General features: G+C 36.0%; 18 protein-coding genes and 3 pseudogenes. 8 read left to right on the forward strand and 13 right to left on the reverse strand.

Annotated elements, in window-relative coordinates:
- Nucleotides 1-396: 396 nt before the first annotated feature.
- Nucleotides 397-694: pseudogene (locus V756_RS1000000124495) on the forward strand (M15 family metallopeptidase); the annotation flags it as partial.
- Between the two features lie 28 nt (nucleotides 695-722).
- Nucleotides 723-958: pseudogene (locus V756_RS1000000124500) on the forward strand (M15 family peptidase); the annotation flags it as partial.
- Nucleotides 959-1,037: 79 nt separating this feature from the next.
- Here V756_RS1000000124500 and V756_RS0115200 read toward each other — a convergent pair.
- The 6 genes from V756_RS0115200 to V756_RS0115220 form a co-directional block, all read right to left on the reverse strand.
- Nucleotides 1,038-1,268, reverse strand: coding sequence for a hypothetical protein (locus tag V756_RS0115200; protein ID WP_024715409.1), 231 nt, complete (start codon nucleotides 1,266-1,268; stop codon nucleotides 1,038-1,040).
- Between the two features lie 174 nt (nucleotides 1,269-1,442).
- Nucleotides 1,443-1,805: a DUF1433 domain-containing protein gene (locus V756_RS1000000123975; protein WP_024715473.1), complete on the reverse strand. Its 363-nt coding sequence runs from the start codon at nucleotides 1,803-1,805 to the stop codon at nucleotides 1,443-1,445.
- 174 nt (nucleotides 1,806-1,979) lie between these two features.
- Nucleotides 1,980-2,240, reverse strand: a complete 261-nt coding sequence (locus tag V756_RS1000000124505; RefSeq protein WP_255210036.1) for a hypothetical protein — start codon at nucleotides 2,238-2,240, stop codon at nucleotides 1,980-1,982.
- Nucleotides 2,237-2,602 carry a response regulator aspartate phosphatase gene (locus V756_RS1000000124730; protein WP_368086261.1) on the reverse strand — a complete coding sequence of 122 codons (366 nt, stop codon included), beginning with the start codon at nucleotides 2,600-2,602 and terminating at the stop codon, nucleotides 2,237-2,239. Before V756_RS1000000124730 ends, V756_RS1000000124505 begins: the two co-directional genes overlap by 4 nt.
- A complete protein-coding gene (locus V756_RS1000000124515) occupies nucleotides 2,575-2,700 on the reverse strand; it encodes a hypothetical protein (RefSeq protein ID WP_255210037.1) in 126 nt (41 codons plus the stop codon). The genes V756_RS1000000124730 and V756_RS1000000124515 overlap by 28 nt, the downstream gene beginning before the upstream one ends.
- Before the next feature lie 156 nt (nucleotides 2,701-2,856).
- Entirely contained in the window at nucleotides 2,857-3,108 is a 252-nt protein-coding gene (locus tag V756_RS0115220) for a phage holin (protein ID WP_032682119.1), read from the reverse strand.
- Between the two features lie 1,300 nt (nucleotides 3,109-4,408).
- Between V756_RS0115220 and V756_RS1000000124525 the strand changes: the two genes are divergently transcribed.
- The 3 genes from V756_RS1000000124525 (at nucleotide 4,409) to V756_RS0115245 (ending at nucleotide 5,807) form a co-directional block, all read left to right on the forward strand.
- A complete protein-coding gene (locus V756_RS1000000124525; protein WP_240939656.1) occupies nucleotides 4,409-4,549 on the forward strand; it encodes a hypothetical protein in 141 nt (46 codons plus the stop codon).
- 85 nt (nucleotides 4,550-4,634) lie between these two features.
- Nucleotides 4,635-5,168 (forward strand): GNAT family N-acetyltransferase, encoded by a 534-nt coding sequence (locus V756_RS0115240; RefSeq protein WP_024715412.1) that lies wholly within the window; start codon nucleotides 4,635-4,637, stop codon nucleotides 5,166-5,168.
- A gap of 279 nt (nucleotides 5,169-5,447) precedes the next feature.
- Entirely contained in the window at nucleotides 5,448-5,807 is a 360-nt protein-coding gene (locus V756_RS0115245) for a YolB family phage-derived protein (protein ID WP_024715413.1), read from the forward strand.
- Between the two features lie 73 nt (nucleotides 5,808-5,880).
- Here the strand turns inward: V756_RS0115245 and V756_RS0115250 are convergent, their stop codons facing one another.
- From V756_RS0115250 to V756_RS1000000124735, 6 genes and pseudogenes are all read right to left on the reverse strand, one after another.
- Nucleotides 5,881-6,900: a hypothetical protein gene (locus tag V756_RS0115250; protein ID WP_024715414.1), complete on the reverse strand. Its 1,020-nt coding sequence runs from the start codon at nucleotides 6,898-6,900 to the stop codon at nucleotides 5,881-5,883.
- A gap of 224 nt (nucleotides 6,901-7,124) precedes the next feature.
- Nucleotides 7,125-7,304: a hypothetical protein gene (locus tag V756_RS0115260; protein ID WP_024715415.1), complete on the reverse strand. Its 180-nt coding sequence runs from the start codon at nucleotides 7,302-7,304 to the stop codon at nucleotides 7,125-7,127.
- The gene (locus V756_RS0115265; RefSeq protein WP_024715416.1) at nucleotides 7,294-8,430 is read right to left on the reverse strand and encodes a response regulator aspartate phosphatase; all 1,137 of its coding nucleotides are present in this window, start codon (nucleotides 8,428-8,430) and stop codon (nucleotides 7,294-7,296) included. The genes V756_RS0115260 and V756_RS0115265 overlap by 11 nt, the downstream gene beginning before the upstream one ends.
- Nucleotides 8,431-8,548: 118 nt before the next feature.
- Nucleotides 8,549-8,680 carry a phage holin gene (locus V756_RS1000000123595; protein ID WP_081719871.1) on the reverse strand — a complete coding sequence of 44 codons (132 nt, stop codon included), beginning with the start codon at nucleotides 8,678-8,680 and terminating at the stop codon, nucleotides 8,549-8,551.
- Nucleotides 8,681-8,837: 157 nt separating this feature from the next.
- Nucleotides 8,838-9,212: a YoqO family protein gene (locus V756_RS0115270; RefSeq protein ID WP_024715417.1), complete on the reverse strand. Its 375-nt coding sequence runs from the start codon at nucleotides 9,210-9,212 to the stop codon at nucleotides 8,838-8,840.
- Nucleotides 9,213-9,748: 536 nt separating this feature from the next.
- Nucleotides 9,749-10,075: pseudogene (locus V756_RS1000000124735) on the reverse strand (ATP-dependent DNA ligase); the annotation flags it as partial.
- Nucleotides 10,076-10,366: 291 nt separating this feature from the next.
- Here V756_RS1000000124735 and xynA point away from each other — a divergent pair.
- From xynA to adhP, 3 genes are all read left to right on the forward strand, one after another.
- Nucleotides 10,367-11,008, forward strand: coding sequence for an endo-1,4-beta-xylanase XynA (xynA, locus tag V756_RS0115280; protein ID WP_024715418.1), 642 nt, complete (start codon nucleotides 10,367-10,369; stop codon nucleotides 11,006-11,008).
- Nucleotides 11,009-11,458: 450 nt separating this feature from the next.
- A complete protein-coding gene (locus V756_RS0115285) occupies nucleotides 11,459-11,902 on the forward strand; it encodes a hypothetical protein (RefSeq protein WP_024715419.1) in 444 nt (147 codons plus the stop codon).
- 650 nt (nucleotides 11,903-12,552) lie between these two features.
- On the forward strand, nucleotides 12,553-13,569 hold the full coding sequence (adhP, locus tag V756_RS0115295) for an alcohol dehydrogenase AdhP (protein ID WP_024715420.1): 1,017 nt from the start codon (nucleotides 12,553-12,555) through the stop codon (nucleotides 13,567-13,569).
- A 126-nt stretch (nucleotides 13,570-13,695) separates the two neighbouring features.
- Here adhP and V756_RS0115300 read toward each other — a convergent pair whose 3' ends face one another.
- Complete coding sequence (locus V756_RS0115300) at nucleotides 13,696-15,132, reverse strand: flavin monoamine oxidase family protein (protein ID WP_142675216.1); 1,437 nt, start codon at nucleotides 15,130-15,132, stop codon at nucleotides 13,696-13,698.
- Between the last annotated feature and the right edge of the window lie 50 nt (nucleotides 15,133-15,182).

Consider the following 15,182-nt stretch of genomic DNA (forward strand, 5'->3'; position numbering starts at 1 on the left):
TTAGGCAAACGTCTTTGCGTATTGAGGCGATGCACCACACGCCACATTCGTGTGCGCCCAAAGGCACGTACATCGGCTTACACAATTCAGCTCATCGCTATATGAATATAGCATGGCGGGTGAAGGAATGCAAGGATAACTTTGTAAATGTGAGTGAGATAGTTATAAAACTTATCTTATTTTGTCTGTTTTTGTCGAAAATAAGTGAAAACACACAATTCCAATTATAATATTGTTAATTTGTATGACGATAATAAGTTTGCCTTTTATCATTCAAACTTAGAAAAGTGACTTATCTGTGGCCTAAGTGTGACCTGAAACACCGTTTTGTGAATGTGAATAAATGCTGTTAAATCAACGAAAACCTAGTAAATAATAAGGTGAATACAGGATGGTGTGCTTATCTATGAAACGATTCGTACTGAAGCATAACAACGCCAGAATGTGAATAAAGGTGTTTCACAGACAATGAAATCATATCACCTTGTAGGTCAGGCTTTAGACTTTGTTGCCAACTAGTGGTTATTCTAAATCTGATACTAAATGGAATAGGTATTGCGGTGCAGATATTAAGAAATTTATTGCTTATCTCAAGTCAATTGGGTTTGAGCGGGAAGGAGACTAGAAAGGTTTTATTGATCAGCCACACCTTCAATTTAACTACAAAGGCTATGGCACAGATACCTTTGTAAAAAAGCATCCTCTAAACCTTCAAAATCACAAATTCAGGTATAAAACAATCAGTCGGTAAGATCAAAATTGTCGGTGTATCAAACGCTGCAATTATCATGGACAAACCAGATCGAATTAACGCTAAGAATGTTGGTACAATTGGGCTTGGAAAGACAATTGATATCGCTGGTCTGTTAGAGGTTCAAATAATTCTAAGGGATACTGGGGGATTATTCATATCGGTAAACGCCGATATGTGTCTGGTCAGTACGGCAAAATGATTTAAGTAAATAAATAGTTCCCTTAAAAATTTTCGAGGGAATTCTTTTATTTACTTTTTAATTAAACCCGATTAAAACAGTTCTCTAGATAATAGGTGTACCGGGAGTTTTTGTGTGAGATGTTTTTTTGGTGTCAAATCCTTCTTCAATGATTAGTTCTTTTTCCTTTTTAGATAAGTATTTATGGAAGATAGGGGCTGAAAAATCATAAAATTCTTTGCTGCCTATCACCTCCTCAACCCATTCTTGTACTTCATCAGTTATTTCAGTTTTTACCTTGTAGTTTTCTCTTTTTTCAAGCTTACGTCCTGGCATACGATAATCCTCCTTGCTAGATTATTGTTTATAGTTCTTTTGGAATCCATGCTTAAATTATTCCAATCAAAGGAAAGTATATCTGAAGACGGTATTAAGGTTCAGATCTTGAAGTTCAATAATCATCCGCCACACCATAAAAAAGACCCCCTCACAACTGTGAAGTGGCCTTTTTTAATACTCGCATACTTTATCTTCGCACTCAGGCTTCTCGGTTGCATCCACAGTAAATACTCCAACTTCATCATTTGCCTTATCGTATATTCCCCAAATTTTTTTGTCTTTGTTTCCGTTTAAATAGCCATTAATTGAAATACCACCCATTGGATTTATTTCATAATCATTGGTGTATTCAATTGACTGGATATCTTTATAGTTTGTTTCAATAAAATCATTCATTCTTTTTTTAGCCAAAGAATACAATTCTTCTTTTTTTGCTTCTTGCGTTTCGATTTTTCTGTCATGTTGTTCTTTCATGTAAAGTCCTGCAAGTGTTATGAGAGCCAGAGTAGTAAGTATAATTATGGCTTTCTTCATTAAATCATCCTTAAACGCTTTAGCATTTTTAGTATCGTTTTGTCTTCCTTTTAAGAAGGAGATAACAAACAATATTTTAGCTGCATATTCATGGTTTTCTGGCTCAGTGATTTGAAGCGACTTATAAAAGTGAAAAAATGCTTTATCAAGTTCTACCATTTGATTATAACATAATCAAATATTAAACAGTGCTGAACGTATCAAATGCCCACGATTCTTCTCATTTTTATTCAGTTCTTCTGCTTCTTGATAAGCTTTATATGCTCTTTTTAACGCCTCATCAAACTTCATGCTATCCAGTAAATTCCCCAATATGACGAATTGGCAACGTACTTTTTGTACCCCGTATGTAGAGTTTCCATCAACAGCAGGTTGCTTTTTAAAAATATTATAGGCTCTCATGGCATAATTCATTGAAAAATAAGTCTGTTTCATGTGGTAATACACTTCTGACAATTTAAAATGAAATTCAGTTTTTCAACTTCAATATCTTCGCTAGCGATTGAGTCCGAATATTTCTCCGCTTGTCTATAGTGGCTAAGGGAGAACGTTAAGTCTTTTTGTCTAAAATAGAACATGCCCATGAAAAAATAATAGTAATATTCGAGCATTCCTGTTAAGTTTTTATGACCTTCATATTCTTTTAACTCACCATATTTTTTCTCAATGTCCTTTATGGCGTTAGGATACATATACGACAGCATTAATTTATGCCTAAATTCGAGTAGGGAGTAGTATAGCAAGACATCTTGATTCTCTTCCATATTCTTTATTTCTTGCATAACTTCTTTTCGCATTTTTCTGCTCTACCGACCCAATTCTTTTTAATTGCCACATACCAATGATTCATTTTTGTCGCTACTAAGTCATAGGGGATGACTTTTTCCGTTTTCAAGTTTTAAACTCCTTTCTGTGCTTTTTATTATATATTTGCACTGGAGGAAATGAATGTAAATCAATTTGTATGAAAATTAAAAATAAATTGATTTAAAAGTATGAAACTTAAAAAACGAAAAAAATACCCTCCTCAATTAAGAGAAGGGCAGGGGTGTTATCTCGGTGAATCATAATCCATTGCTTGTTCACTATCAGAAATACCTTGAGTTGTTGGGTCAACAATAATGCCTATTGCAGTTAAAAAAGTTAGAATCGCATTAAATTTCTCTGTTAAGTCGTCACCAAATACAGTCAAGTCGTATCCAAAAGCAGAGGCAATAGCTTGTACGAATAACAGCGTTGCAGAGAAAATAGCGACAAGAAATGTCTTCTTTTTCAGTCTTACTTTCCAGTTAATTTTAGTCATTAATCGTCTCCTGTACATTTTATTTGAGTCCAAAATGTATGAGTAACCATGCACCGATTATAGTGGCAATTACGCATGGCAGCACCTTGAATACAAGGTCTTTTGTAAACTGAGAGGGATCAATTTTGCCAGTAGAATTAGAGCGCTCCAATATTTCAACCCGATTGAAATGCAGTAGATCAATTCAATTCTAAAAACGAATTCACTGAAAATGCTTTGACAAAATATTATGTTGAAACTAACAGCAAAACAATACTACCGAATGTTGACAACACAAAAAAAGAACTTGATATGGATAAGTACATCTAATCAAACGTTGATATAGGTCAATTCACCACACACAAACTTAATGAAAACATCTCCGTTACATTCACAAATACTCCAGTTTACTTCATTGAGTCAACCACCGAAGAAGACACACCGCCAACTTCATCTGATGTATCGCAGCAGCAAAATACAAAAACACAAAAACATACACACATAGCTATACTGCCAAAAACTTTTTAAATATGAAGCTTTTCACTGTTAAGACAAAGGGATATTTCCAATATAATGGTACCGATGTTAAACCGAAGCTAAATGATGCATGGTATACGAGAGGCTTCTTATCCATCTGGCAAGTTTCTAATTGGCAAAAGAGCACATATAAAAAAGGATCTAATTACGCTGAGGTATACGGAAGAGGAAATTTCCACTTTGGTCTCGAAATTAATGGTTATGGCTTGGTAGTCCAAGATCAATATATCAAAGTTTATTTAACAGGCAATAAAAAAGGAACAGTTTATAAGAAAACAAGCGTAAAATAAACAAAGGAGGTGATATTTTATGAAACAGTTTTTTCTTTCTAAATCCTTCACAGTGTCTTTTCTGTTTTTCGCTTTGTTTTTTGGGTTCCAATTAAACACTGATGGATTACAAGCCATTTCAATTTTGAATTTGTTGTTGGTCAGCTTGATATGTTCATCGGTGTTCACCTTTGTCATACGATTATTCAAAAGTAAAAGGCCCATAGCGAATTAGCAACCAAAGAAAGGGGGATGCATTAAGCGTTCCTCTTTCTTATTTTATGTCTGGAGATAATTTTTTTAGAGATTTTAAAAGAAGTTTTAAATTTAATGGATTGAAATCTTGACCAGACGAGGGGAATCTTTTCTTATGAATTAAATATACTCGGTCATGGGAAAGTCTCTGCAAGAGTTGTGACAGTTACTGAGGAATATAGAAGTCATTATGATTTAAGTGACGGTATGATAGTAATAGAGTACATTGATGAATTTTCTTATTGTCTTGATAAAACAAAATGGAAAACGGCGAATGTCCAGTAATTGTTTGGGCAAATGAAGCTGGTTATGGAGACACATTTGCAGATGATTTTTTTCAGTTTTTCATGGAAGAGCTTGAAGAAGCAAAAGAAAACTGGGATGAGGATTTGGAAGATTAAAACGCAAGAAAGTCTTTATTGAATGAGATGATGACTTACTAAACGGTTAAGGCAAAGTATGGAGATAACTGGAGGAGAGGTTAAAATGGCAGTTACTTATTGGACAGGGGAAAATCTTACACTACGAGCAATTCAACCTGAAGATATCGTTATATTTGATTCATTAGATGATGAAATTCTGCGAAATATGGATTCGCTTCATTTTCCTCGTTCGGCTAATAGCATGAGAGAATGGGTAGAAGAACAATTAGAAAAAGATGAATTCCGTTTTATTGCAGTTGATAGAGATAATAATATTGTAGGTATGATTGAAACCTTTGATTGTGATAGGAAAAATGGAACCTTTGATTACTATTTGGCTGTATTTGAGCCATATAGGGGGAAAGGGTATGCCAAAGAAATGATCCTGATGGTTCTTCGCTTCTTCTTTTTGGAACTTGCTTATCAAAAAGTAAATACAACTGTTTATTCTTTTAACAATCCATCCATGCGATTGCATGAAAAATTAGGTTTCATGAAAGAGGGACAACTAAGAAATATCATTTTCACTAAAGGAGCCTATTATGATGGTATTTGCTTTGGGATGACAAGAGAAGAATTTGAACGGAATCATGGATAATATCACTTGTGCACCGATAAAGTACTGCGTTCCGATATGGGGGATGAGTAAGATCCCCTTGAGTGAGCAAACTTAATATGCAGGAAATATTGTTTATACATAAATGCCCTTATCGTTAAAAACTCTCAATAAATTAACAACGGGAAAGAAACTTGTGAAATGCAGGTTCTTTTTTTGTATTCTGTTATTAAATCATTCGAGTGATTGTCGATATTTAACATGTGTATAAATGGAAAAGGAGCTACATCATAAAAAGCTCTGAGAGGATTGTGATGATCGGTGGTAAATGTAAACTCAAGTGATCTTATTTATGATCCAAAATTCTTAGCATTTTGCAGCTTGGCTACAGAAGGGTATGGAGGAAATAACTCAGCGCCAAGTAGATCTATAGGGTTTACAGAATTCTGTGAAAAACTTGAGAAAAATGAAGTAGTTAAACCTGAGAACAAAAAAAGCTCACTTGACCTAAATAAGTCTTTAGATTATTGGAAATCAAGATTTAATCCAGGAGGCAATCTTTCTGCGTTAGATTCTCAGGTATTAGATATTATCAAAAAAGCTTACAACTTAGGCATGGTTAACAAAGATAATATGCTGTTGCGAAATGAAGCAATTAACGCTTATAAAAATTCAATCTAAATTAAATTGATAAAACCCCTTTATCCAAAAACGGAAAGGGGCTTTATCAATTGTGTGGACCTATCATCAAGGGTTAATCTAAAATCAAAAAGTCTTGTACTTTTGTTGTTTCTTCAGGTAAATTGAATTCCTTAAGTTTCTTTTTAGTACGTATATCAAAAATTCCCATATAACCTCCAATACCTTTTTTGTTTTCCTCTTGCGAAATTACATAAAGTTTTTGATCTTTAAATTGTGCATTCATATATGGAAATTTCAAATCGTATATTTCAAAAGAAAAATCTTTATTAATCTCAAGTAAACCTGCGTTACCAGACTTATTTATATATGTAACGTAAAATTTTCCGCTTTTTTCGTCATAATGTACAGCGTCTGCTTGCTCAAGATCATCAGGGTACTTTAAGAATTTTGATTTCCACGATTCTTTTTCAATTACAGTTAGCTCATGTTCTGAGCTTGCTACGATATGCTTTTCAGAGTGATCAAATAAATCTGCATAGGAGGCTAATCCTAGGTTTTTAATAATCTCCTCTGTTTTTCTATCAATAACATAAATAGACATGCTTTGAATTACATAAATGTATTTACCATCGTTTGCACCCATTGTCACTAGGGAGGGTAAAGTTAAGCTATATTTTTTGTTAAACTGTTTATCCTTAATTTTCAACTCATTCCCATTAGTGTCGACATTATAGGCTTTTACAGAAACATTCTTTCCTTCATACCAAAAAGCGAATGGATTAGATAATCTATGTTCCTTAATTTTGTTGTTATTTAATGTATAATAGTATGGTTCGTGTTCTGCTAATAAGACAATATCGTCTGAAGAATCGGCTTTTTTCTGGATATAAGGTATATCTGGAACGTTAAAATATCGTTTGTTGAATTTTTCTCCTTGTGACGTGGATATCAGTGCACTTTTCTTGATGAGTGGATTTGAATAGATAAAGAAGATTTTATCCTCGATTGGATCAATTTTAGAAGCATTTACAGAGTGCTCACCTTTATTAATAAAGAAAATATTGGTTAGCAATACCGCAGCGATACCAATTAGAATACCCGAACCTCCATATAAAAGATAAGACTTTTTCATACGACTCTCCTTTCTTATAGAGAATAAAAAGACACTTGCAGAAAAAATCTGCAAGTAAGTAAAAATATTTTAGTAGCTAACAGTTTATGATGAAAGATCATTATCACAGTAGCAATTTTTTTATACATTTGCAGGTATTCCGCTTCACCGAGCATGATGACTGGTGGATACAAATCATAAAAAATAACCCCCTTCAAAATATGGAGGGGGGATAGAAAAACGTATTAAGAAGTATGACCTCTACTACCTGCAACTTCATACGAATGGCCATCAGTATAACCAATACTGGCTGTATGTCCTCTGCGTGCTTCTTGGACATCTTTTTGCGTGTTAGTTAAATAAATGCTAACAAATCCAATTAAAACAATGGCTAAAATAAAGACTGACGCATGCTTAAGTTTCATAAAGACAATCCCCTCTCTGAATTTGTTTACGGGCATAAAGCACTTTCTCATAAAAAGTAACAGCCACTTTATGGTCTTCTATTTCATCATAATACTTCGCCGCATCTGATGCTAAATCCTCCACGTCGGATAACATTGACTTAAACTCTAAATAATTTAGAATCGAATGTAATTTTTCTTTGTCGTTATCTACATATAAGACATGAATGAATTCAAACATTTTTGCCATCATCTCATCGTTTAAAGTGTTGGACAAAGACAAACCATGTGCACACCAAGGAATTCCTTCTGATTCATTCCTCATTTTGAATGTGGTTTTTGTCAACATCAGTAAGATGTCTAATAAACGATTTGAGTGCTCATACCCATTATTCTGGTATACTCTTATTCCCTCCTTAAAGTACTCAGCTGCCTCTTCATAATTTTCCTCAGCAAATGAACATAAGCCAAGATTGTACAGAGATGATCCGATTAATCGTCCCATATCGATTTCTCTGGCCTTGTCTAGAGCATCCTTAAAATGAGGGATCGCTTTTTCAGGGCAGTCCATATCTAAATAGTTTAGACCGATAACAAACGAGCATTGAATTACTCTTACAGTGTAGTTTTCATGTGCTTTATAACTATCGATTGCTTGAACAATGTGATGCATCGACATATGTGTTTGCCTCATATGATAATAAATTTCTGCAACTTTGTAGTGGAATTCTGCGCGTTCAATTTCATCTGCAACAAGTGATAATTTTCTCTCTGCTTGCTTATAGAAGCTTATGGCCTTAAGATATTCGTATTGTTCAAATTCATGCATTCCGCGGAAAAAGTTAAAATAATATTCAAGAATCCCTTTCAAATCAGTTTGGCTGCTTTCGATCTTTTCTAATAAGTCAGAAATTTTAGGGCGCTCTTCACTCAATGACTTAGGTTCAAGGTAATCCAGCATTAACTCATGGCGAAAACACATGAGAGAATAGTACAGCAATAAATCTTGATCTTCTTTCATATGCCTAATTTCTTTCTCGACCTCAGCTTTCAATAGTTCTGAATCGGGGACACTAAATAATCTTATGTATTTATACCACTCATTTATTTTCACTCCGACTTTAGAAGAAGAGATCATTTGCTCCAACACAAGCCCTCCTATATTAAATATCAAAATATGTAATATTTTATCATATTTAAGCGAATAAGGAAGATTAATGTTTTCTTAAAAAATACCCTCCTCAATTAAGAGAAGGAAAGGGGTTTTATCGCGGTGAACCATAATCCATTGCTTGTTCGCTATCAGAAATACCGTAAGTTGTTGGGGCAACAATGATGCCCCTTGTTGTTAAAAAGGTTAGAAATGCATTAAAGTTCTCTGTCAAATTGTCAATCATGCCTTTAAGTATGAAGGTGGAGCATTCATTGTTTTTTCAGTAAATGGAGTCTTTTATTTTAGACGAATTATACAAGGAATTAGAGAAAGTTGATATCGCATTTGATTGCCTACAAAAGAGACCACATAAAAAGGGGTTGTTGGCATAAGGAAAATAATTAAAACTCTTTACTGTGAGGGGGGTTCCTTAACCGATTCGCAATAAACTTCATTAAATTTACCGCAATAGATACCAAAACAATGATCAAAGCGATCTCAAGTAAGATGATAAGTCTCATATTTAAGTTTAGCTTGTCAAAGTAATCACCGATCAAGGAAATGAGTTGATAAATCCCTAGCATTAGAGCTGTAAAGATTGCTCCTAAAACAATTAGAGATTTTTTAGAAAAATCTTTAGCATGTTCAAAATGATAAATGATTAAGAATACAAAAAGACAAGCCATAGCAATCTCATGAGTCAACGAATCATTTGCTGAAAATTCTTGCACAATTAAGGAAGTAATGATTCCGATCATTCCGATTATTTGATTCAAGACACCACCTGCTTTGCATTTTTCTAGGTGTCAGCTTACCAATTACAGAGGAATTTCTCAAGATGATACACTTTAATGTTAACTTAAAATAGTGAATTTATCAGGGAGCGGAGGTAATGAAAACCTATGTATCAACTAAGAAACGGATTACTTAACTTCTGAATCACGAAAAGAGATAATCTATGTGGTCACTAATAAAATGCTTTCAGCTGAATTAGTGAAGATCCAAGCATCAGGATTTAAAACATATAGCAGAGCCTATACGGAATGGCGATTGGCTTTAAATAAATTAGGAATCGCCAAGAAAGAAGTTGAGAACTACAGAAGAAAACTAAAAAATCACAAGACCTTGTAGAAATGCTGGAGAGAGATGAATAAGTCAAAAATAGATCTTCATTTCACCTTTATTAATGAAAAACAGCTTGTCGTACGCATGCCATATAAAATTTCAAACTTTACTTGTTTCATAGAGTGGAAGAAGGAATTTTTGGTGTGCCGGTCATCAGAACTTCGATGTAATCATAAGTGATTATTTACAGCAAATTATGTGAATGTTAATTAATTTCATAAGGGGAATCGGCTTTCTTGAGCACGATTCTCTCTGAATTTTTTTCTTTAGCCAAGTCAAAGTAGAGCTAGTCCGTTGCTATGAATTTCTTCGATTACAAAGGCATAAGGATGATTCAGTTCAAGTGAGCCCAAAACTATCTTACCGCCAGTCAGTTGAGTTGACTGATCGTCTTTGAAGATAACATCAACGACACAGTAAACGATCTTATGAGCTGATTTTTTGGACATGAAACGTCCATGACAGCTTCAAGGTCAGGAGCACCATCTGGGGCAGCTACAATGACTTTACTATCTGTAGTATATATAAAATGGTTCGAATGGGGTATTACTCCTTCAGAATTAGAAACAAGCATTCTGATTCTATGAAAAAAGGAACAGACTATAGCAGGACAACACCACTTATCATATGATCTTTAGGTATTTGTAATTAAATTACAAATATTATTAATGTCCACTCACGGATTCGTGATAATATATTGAAGGGAACGATCAAAAGCTTTGGTCATTAGTCATTAAGAATGTTTTACATGTATACGAGTGCTACCTCATGTCAAAGTCAGAAAAAATATTATAGGAGGTAACATATGTTTAAGTTTAAAAAGAACTTTTTAGTTGGATTAACGGCAGCTTTAATGAGTATTAGCTTGTTTTCGACAACCGCTTCTGCAGCTGGCACAGACTACTGGCAAAATTGGACTGATGGGGGTGGAATCGTAAACGCCGTCAATGGGTCTGGCGGGAATTACAGTGTTAATTGGTCTAATACCGGAAATTTTGTTGTTGGTAAAGGTTGGACTACAGGTTCGCCTTTTAGGACAATAAACTATAATGCCGGAGTTTGGGCGCCGAATGGCAATGGATATTTGACATTATATGGCTGGACGAGATCACCTCTCATCGAATATTATGTAGTGGATTCATGGGGCACTTACAGACCTACCGGAGCGTATAAAGGTACTGTAAAAAGTGATGGAGGTACATATGACATCTATACAACGACACGTTATAACGCACCTTCCATTGATGGCGATAACACTACTTTTACGCAATACTGGAGTGTCCGTCAGACAAAGAGACCAACTGGAAGCAACGCTACAATCACTTTCAGCAATCATGTTAACGCATGGAAGAGCCATGGAATGAATCTGGGCAGTAATTGGGCTTATCAAGTCTTAGCGACAGAGGGATATCAAAGTAGCGGAAGTTCTAACGTAACAGTGTGGTAACAGATCATCTGTAATCATGGGTAGCTAACGGGCTGCTGATCGTTCCTTGAGCCATTTTATAATCATTAGTAATGATTAAAGGCCATTTCAACTGGGCAAACGGCCTTGGCTTTGCTGAGATAGGGTATCCCTATCAGGTTTTATAACTTTCCCTATGAGATTAACGGAGTAGTAATAAAATGCGAATGCTAGCAATTTATTGTTTAATAGCGATGTTTTTTGTCATCAGCGCTTGCTCACAACAGACACCTTCACATAATCCTTCTTCCTAAAAACTTAGTACCCCACGTTCTTTACTCGTTTGGTTCTGGGTTTCACTATTTCTAGAGCGTAAGACTTGAGCAAGTTAGAGCCGCACTTGTTGCAGCTCCAACAAAGCATTTTGAGAATAAGAAAACCAATTCCTTTAATTACCAATTTCTATTATAATTGAGGAAAGGGGGAGTATTGATGAAAAGGTTAATCGTATTGACTTTAGTTTGCTTTGGTTTACTCTCAGGTTTTAATGTTCAAGTTGCCGGGGCCAAGATTACTACTGAATCCACGAAAGTAAGCTTCACTATGACCGAACAATCCACGGAGTTTTCAATGTCTGATGATAATAATTGGCAATATTACCCCACTGAGCTGTGGTACAAGTTCACTATATTCAATGCAGAGGGCTGCACTCTAAAAATGACAATATACAGAATAACACTCTCTGGCTGGGAATTTCCACGAAGTGTAAAAGAATTCACAGGAAACCATTTTGATTTTTCTGCAACAGATCGAGCAGAAGGAGATCCATATAGAAATCATTCGTTAGTGATTGAAAAAAATCCTGGATGTGGAGACGTAAAAATCAAAGGCAAATATGGGATTGACCACGACGAGCCTGATGATTATCCTTTTTAAGTTTTTAAAAAAGCCAAGGTTATTTGTAGACCTTGGCCCTTTTATAGATGTTAAGTAATCAAAAGTAACCAGAGGTAACAACACTGATTAAAGCAAATGTAACACCCATATTGGCACAAACTGAGGAAATTCTACATAGCTGTTATACAATTTAATGAACCGGGGGATGGAAATCCGCTAAGCTATAAAAGTAGCTTTTTCGGCAAAAAGAACAGCTGAGAAAATAATGATTTATTTGATTGCACTTTAAACGGCATCATCACTGCCATTTGTTTGCTCAATATACCTTTTTGAATCATTCTTCTTATGAACGAGCTTAATTGCTTTCTTCTTCAGTTCTTCGTCATACCTTTCTTTATCAGACAATTTAATTCACCTCTTAGCCTCAATACTTTAGCTGCAGATTCCAGTCAAATCTTAATCTTTCTGATAATTATCATTGTTTTTCATTTGAATTATTCCGCGAAAAAAGAGCCTTAATCTGGTTCTAACGAGAGGATTCTTCCGCCTCTTGTCCTGTCGAAATTTCTTTTATTGATTTTACAGCTACTTGTCTATAAATTTATGTAAGGGTTTTCAAAAGTGAATAACTGTGCTAAATTGTAACTTGAGGATTAATTTCCCAGAGGTTCTGAAAGGGGTGTATGTTTGTGAAGGCAGTAGTAGCAGCGAAAGGCAAAAGTATAGCGATCGTACAAAAAGAATTGCGTCCTTTGCAACATGGTGAAGCCAAAGTGAAGATGGAATACTGTGGTGTATGTCATACTGACTTACATGTTAAAAACGCTGATTTTGGTGATGTTACAGGTATCACTTTAGGGCATGAAGGAATAGGCATTGTAACTGAGCTTGGTAAAGGTGTAACAAATCTGCAAAAGGGAGACCGCGTTTCTATTGCGTGGATGTTTGAAAGCTGCGCCCGCTGTGAATATTGCTTAACAGGCCGTGAAACACTGTGCCGTGATGTGAAAAATGCTGGTTATACAGTCGATGGAGCAATGGCTGAAGAAGCAATCGTAAAGGCTGATTATGCAGTGAAGGTGCCTGAAAATTTAGATCCAGCAGCAGCAAGCAGTATTACTTGTGCAGGTGTAACAACTTATAAAGCAGTAAAAGTCAGTGAAATTAAGCCTGGTCAATGGATCGGTGTATTTGGTGTCGGCGGTTTGGGCAACTTGGCTGTACAATATGCTAAAAATGTATTTAACGCGAAAGTTATAGCTTTCGATATTAGTAATGAAAAATTAGATTTTGCTAAGAGCTTAGGCGCTGATATCATTGTAAACAGTTTACATGAAGACCCTGTAGCCAAGGCTAAGGAAGTGACAAACGATTTAGGTCTTGATGCTACGGTCATTACCGCTGTTGCTAAAACCCCTTTTAACCAAGCAATTGATGTTGTAAAAGCTGGTGCACGTGTAGTTGCTGTTGGTTTACCGATAGACAAGATGGACTTAGAAATTCCTCGCCTTGTGCTAGATGGAATTCAAGTTGTAGGATCTTTAGTAGGTACGAGAGAAGACCTGAAGGAAGCTTTCCGATTTGCTGCAGACGGTAAGGTTGTACCTAAAGTGACAAAGCGCCCAATCCAAGATGTTAATGATATTTTTGAAGAAATGGAGCAAGGCAAAGTTACCGGACGTATGGTTATAGATTTTACTGAGTAATAGATAAAAAATAAGAGTCAAATCAATATCGGCAGCCTTTGAGCTAAAAGTTAAAGAGCTCTTTAAAGGCCTCTTCGTGACTTTATTTTTTGCTTCAAGGACTCCTCACAAGATCTCAAGCAGGATCTAAGCTAAACGATTGACTTCATACGCGGCACGGATTGCTGATTCGATCGCGCCTTCCATCCACGCGTGAGTGAGTGAGACATGTTCTCCAGCGAAATGAATTCTTCCCTCGGGGACAGGGATATAGGGATTCAGCTCTAATTCCTGTCCGGGTTCTAAAGCAGTAAAGGCACCCGCCGAATAAGGGTTTTGACTCCAGCTAAAAGAAGCGCCGGACACAAATTCAGACCATACAATATCGCCATATATTTCAGATAAATTCAGTAAGGTATACTGGATACGCTCTCCTTCTGAAAGACTATCCCACTTCAATGCCTCGTCCGCCCATGTATAACTCGCCAAAACAACAGCATGTCCATCTGCTCCAATATCAGTGCTTGGATAATACGAAAATCGAATCGGGAGATCAGTAATAGATTTGCCGCCGCGCTGCCCGGTTTTTTCCCAAAATCGGCTTTTAAACTCTATGCCGGTTTTTGTTGCGCTCATATAGTTTAGTTCGCGGATTGCCCTCCTTTTATAGGAGGAAAAAGAATGGTATGGTTCGATTTTTACAAATCGTAAAGTTGAAAAGGGAATGGTTACAATAGCCAGATCAGCTGTGAACGTTTCATGCGCTGCTGTTTGTTGATGCTGACAATGAATCGTTACATTGTGCTCATTTTGAGAAATTTTCATCATTTTTTGATGGTATAGCATATTCGTTTTTAATTGAGGAAGAAATGCATGAGGAAGCCGATCCATGCCGCCTGTTATCTCATAAAAGTGAGAGGGTGATATATAATAGCCAGATTCCCGTAACACTTCAACAAGCGACATACCCATATATGCTTCCATATCAAGGAGTATACCAATCATGTCGATCGCACCGTATGAAAAGAACGTGTTTAAAAAAGAGCTTAACGAATTATTCTTGTATTGTTTTTCAACAATTCGCCAATTTCTTGCAGGATCTTGATTAATAAAATGTAATATGGGCTGCAATACAGAAAGCATTAGCTCTTCAGCCGATTTCCCTTGTTCGTTCGGTGGAACGGGGTACCCTAGTACCTGAGGATTTCGTTCGAAAATGTGGAGACGTGTTTTGATTCCATTCGTATAAATGATGTCCATCGGGGTTCTGTTGATAAATACATTTGTCGGCAGCTTGAACTTTTTTATATATTCTAAAGTAAGCAAATGGTTATTCGGTATGCGCATCGGACCAACATTAAAATACAATCCATCGCTAAAGGGGGACCTCAAAGTGCAGACACGGCCGCCTGCTCTGCCGCTCGCTTCGAGAATCGTCACTCTATGACCGGCGCTCTTTAGCAAAGATGCTGATACAAGCCCGGCCAATCCAGCTCCAACAATCATAATGTGCTTTGGACGATGTATTCGGTGAAGGCCATTCCTAATGATCTTCAGCATGTCATCATTCATGAGAGAATTCACTTGTGTGAGGCACCTCTTTTTTGAATTTATTGCATTATATTCAGTGAAAA

The organism is Bacillus tequilensis KCTC 13622 (assembly GCF_000507145.1).
Classification (GTDB): Bacteria; Bacillota; Bacilli; order Bacillales; family Bacillaceae; genus Bacillus; species Bacillus tequilensis.

Bases quoted from the DNA above. Each gene is read 5' to 3' on its own strand.
- V756_RS1000000124505 (WP_255210036.1), bottom strand. From the start codon at position 2,240: ATGAAACAGACTTATTTTTCAATGAATTATGCCATGAGAGCCTATAAT.
- V756_RS1000000123975 (WP_024715473.1), bottom strand. From the start codon at position 1,805: ATGAAGAAAGCCATAATTATACTTACTACTCTGGCTCTCATAACACTT.
- V756_RS0115285 (WP_024715419.1), top strand. From the start codon at position 11,459: ATGAAAAGGTTAATCGTATTGACTTTAGTTTGCTTTGGTTTACTCTCA.
- xynA (WP_024715418.1), top strand. From the start codon at position 10,367: ATGTTTAAGTTTAAAAAGAACTTTTTAGTTGGATTAACGGCAGCTTTA.
- V756_RS0115200 (WP_024715409.1), bottom strand. From the start codon at position 1,268: ATGCCAGGACGTAAGCTTGAAAAAAGAGAAAACTACAAGGTAAAAACT.
- V756_RS1000000123595 (WP_081719871.1), bottom strand. From the start codon at position 8,680: ATGATTGACAATTTGACAGAGAACTTTAATGCATTTCTAACCTTTTTA.
- V756_RS0115240 (WP_024715412.1), top strand. From the start codon at position 4,635: ATGGCAGTTACTTATTGGACAGGGGAAAATCTTACACTACGAGCAATT.
- V756_RS0115250 (WP_024715414.1), bottom strand. From the start codon at position 6,900: ATGAAAAAGTCTTATCTTTTATATGGAGGTTCGGGTATTCTAATTGGT.
- V756_RS0115220 (WP_032682119.1), bottom strand. From the start codon at position 3,108: ATGACTAAAATTAACTGGAAAGTAAGACTGAAAAAGAAGACATTTCTT.
- V756_RS1000000124525 (WP_240939656.1), top strand. From the start codon at position 4,409: ATGGAAAACGGCGAATGTCCAGTAATTGTTTGGGCAAATGAAGCTGGT.
- V756_RS0115260 (WP_024715415.1), bottom strand. From the start codon at position 7,304: ATGAAACTTAAGCATGCGTCAGTCTTTATTTTAGCCATTGTTTTAATT.
- V756_RS1000000124730 (WP_368086261.1), bottom strand. From the start codon at position 2,602: ATGCGAAAAGAAGTTATGCAAGAAATAAAGAATATGGAAGAGAATCAA.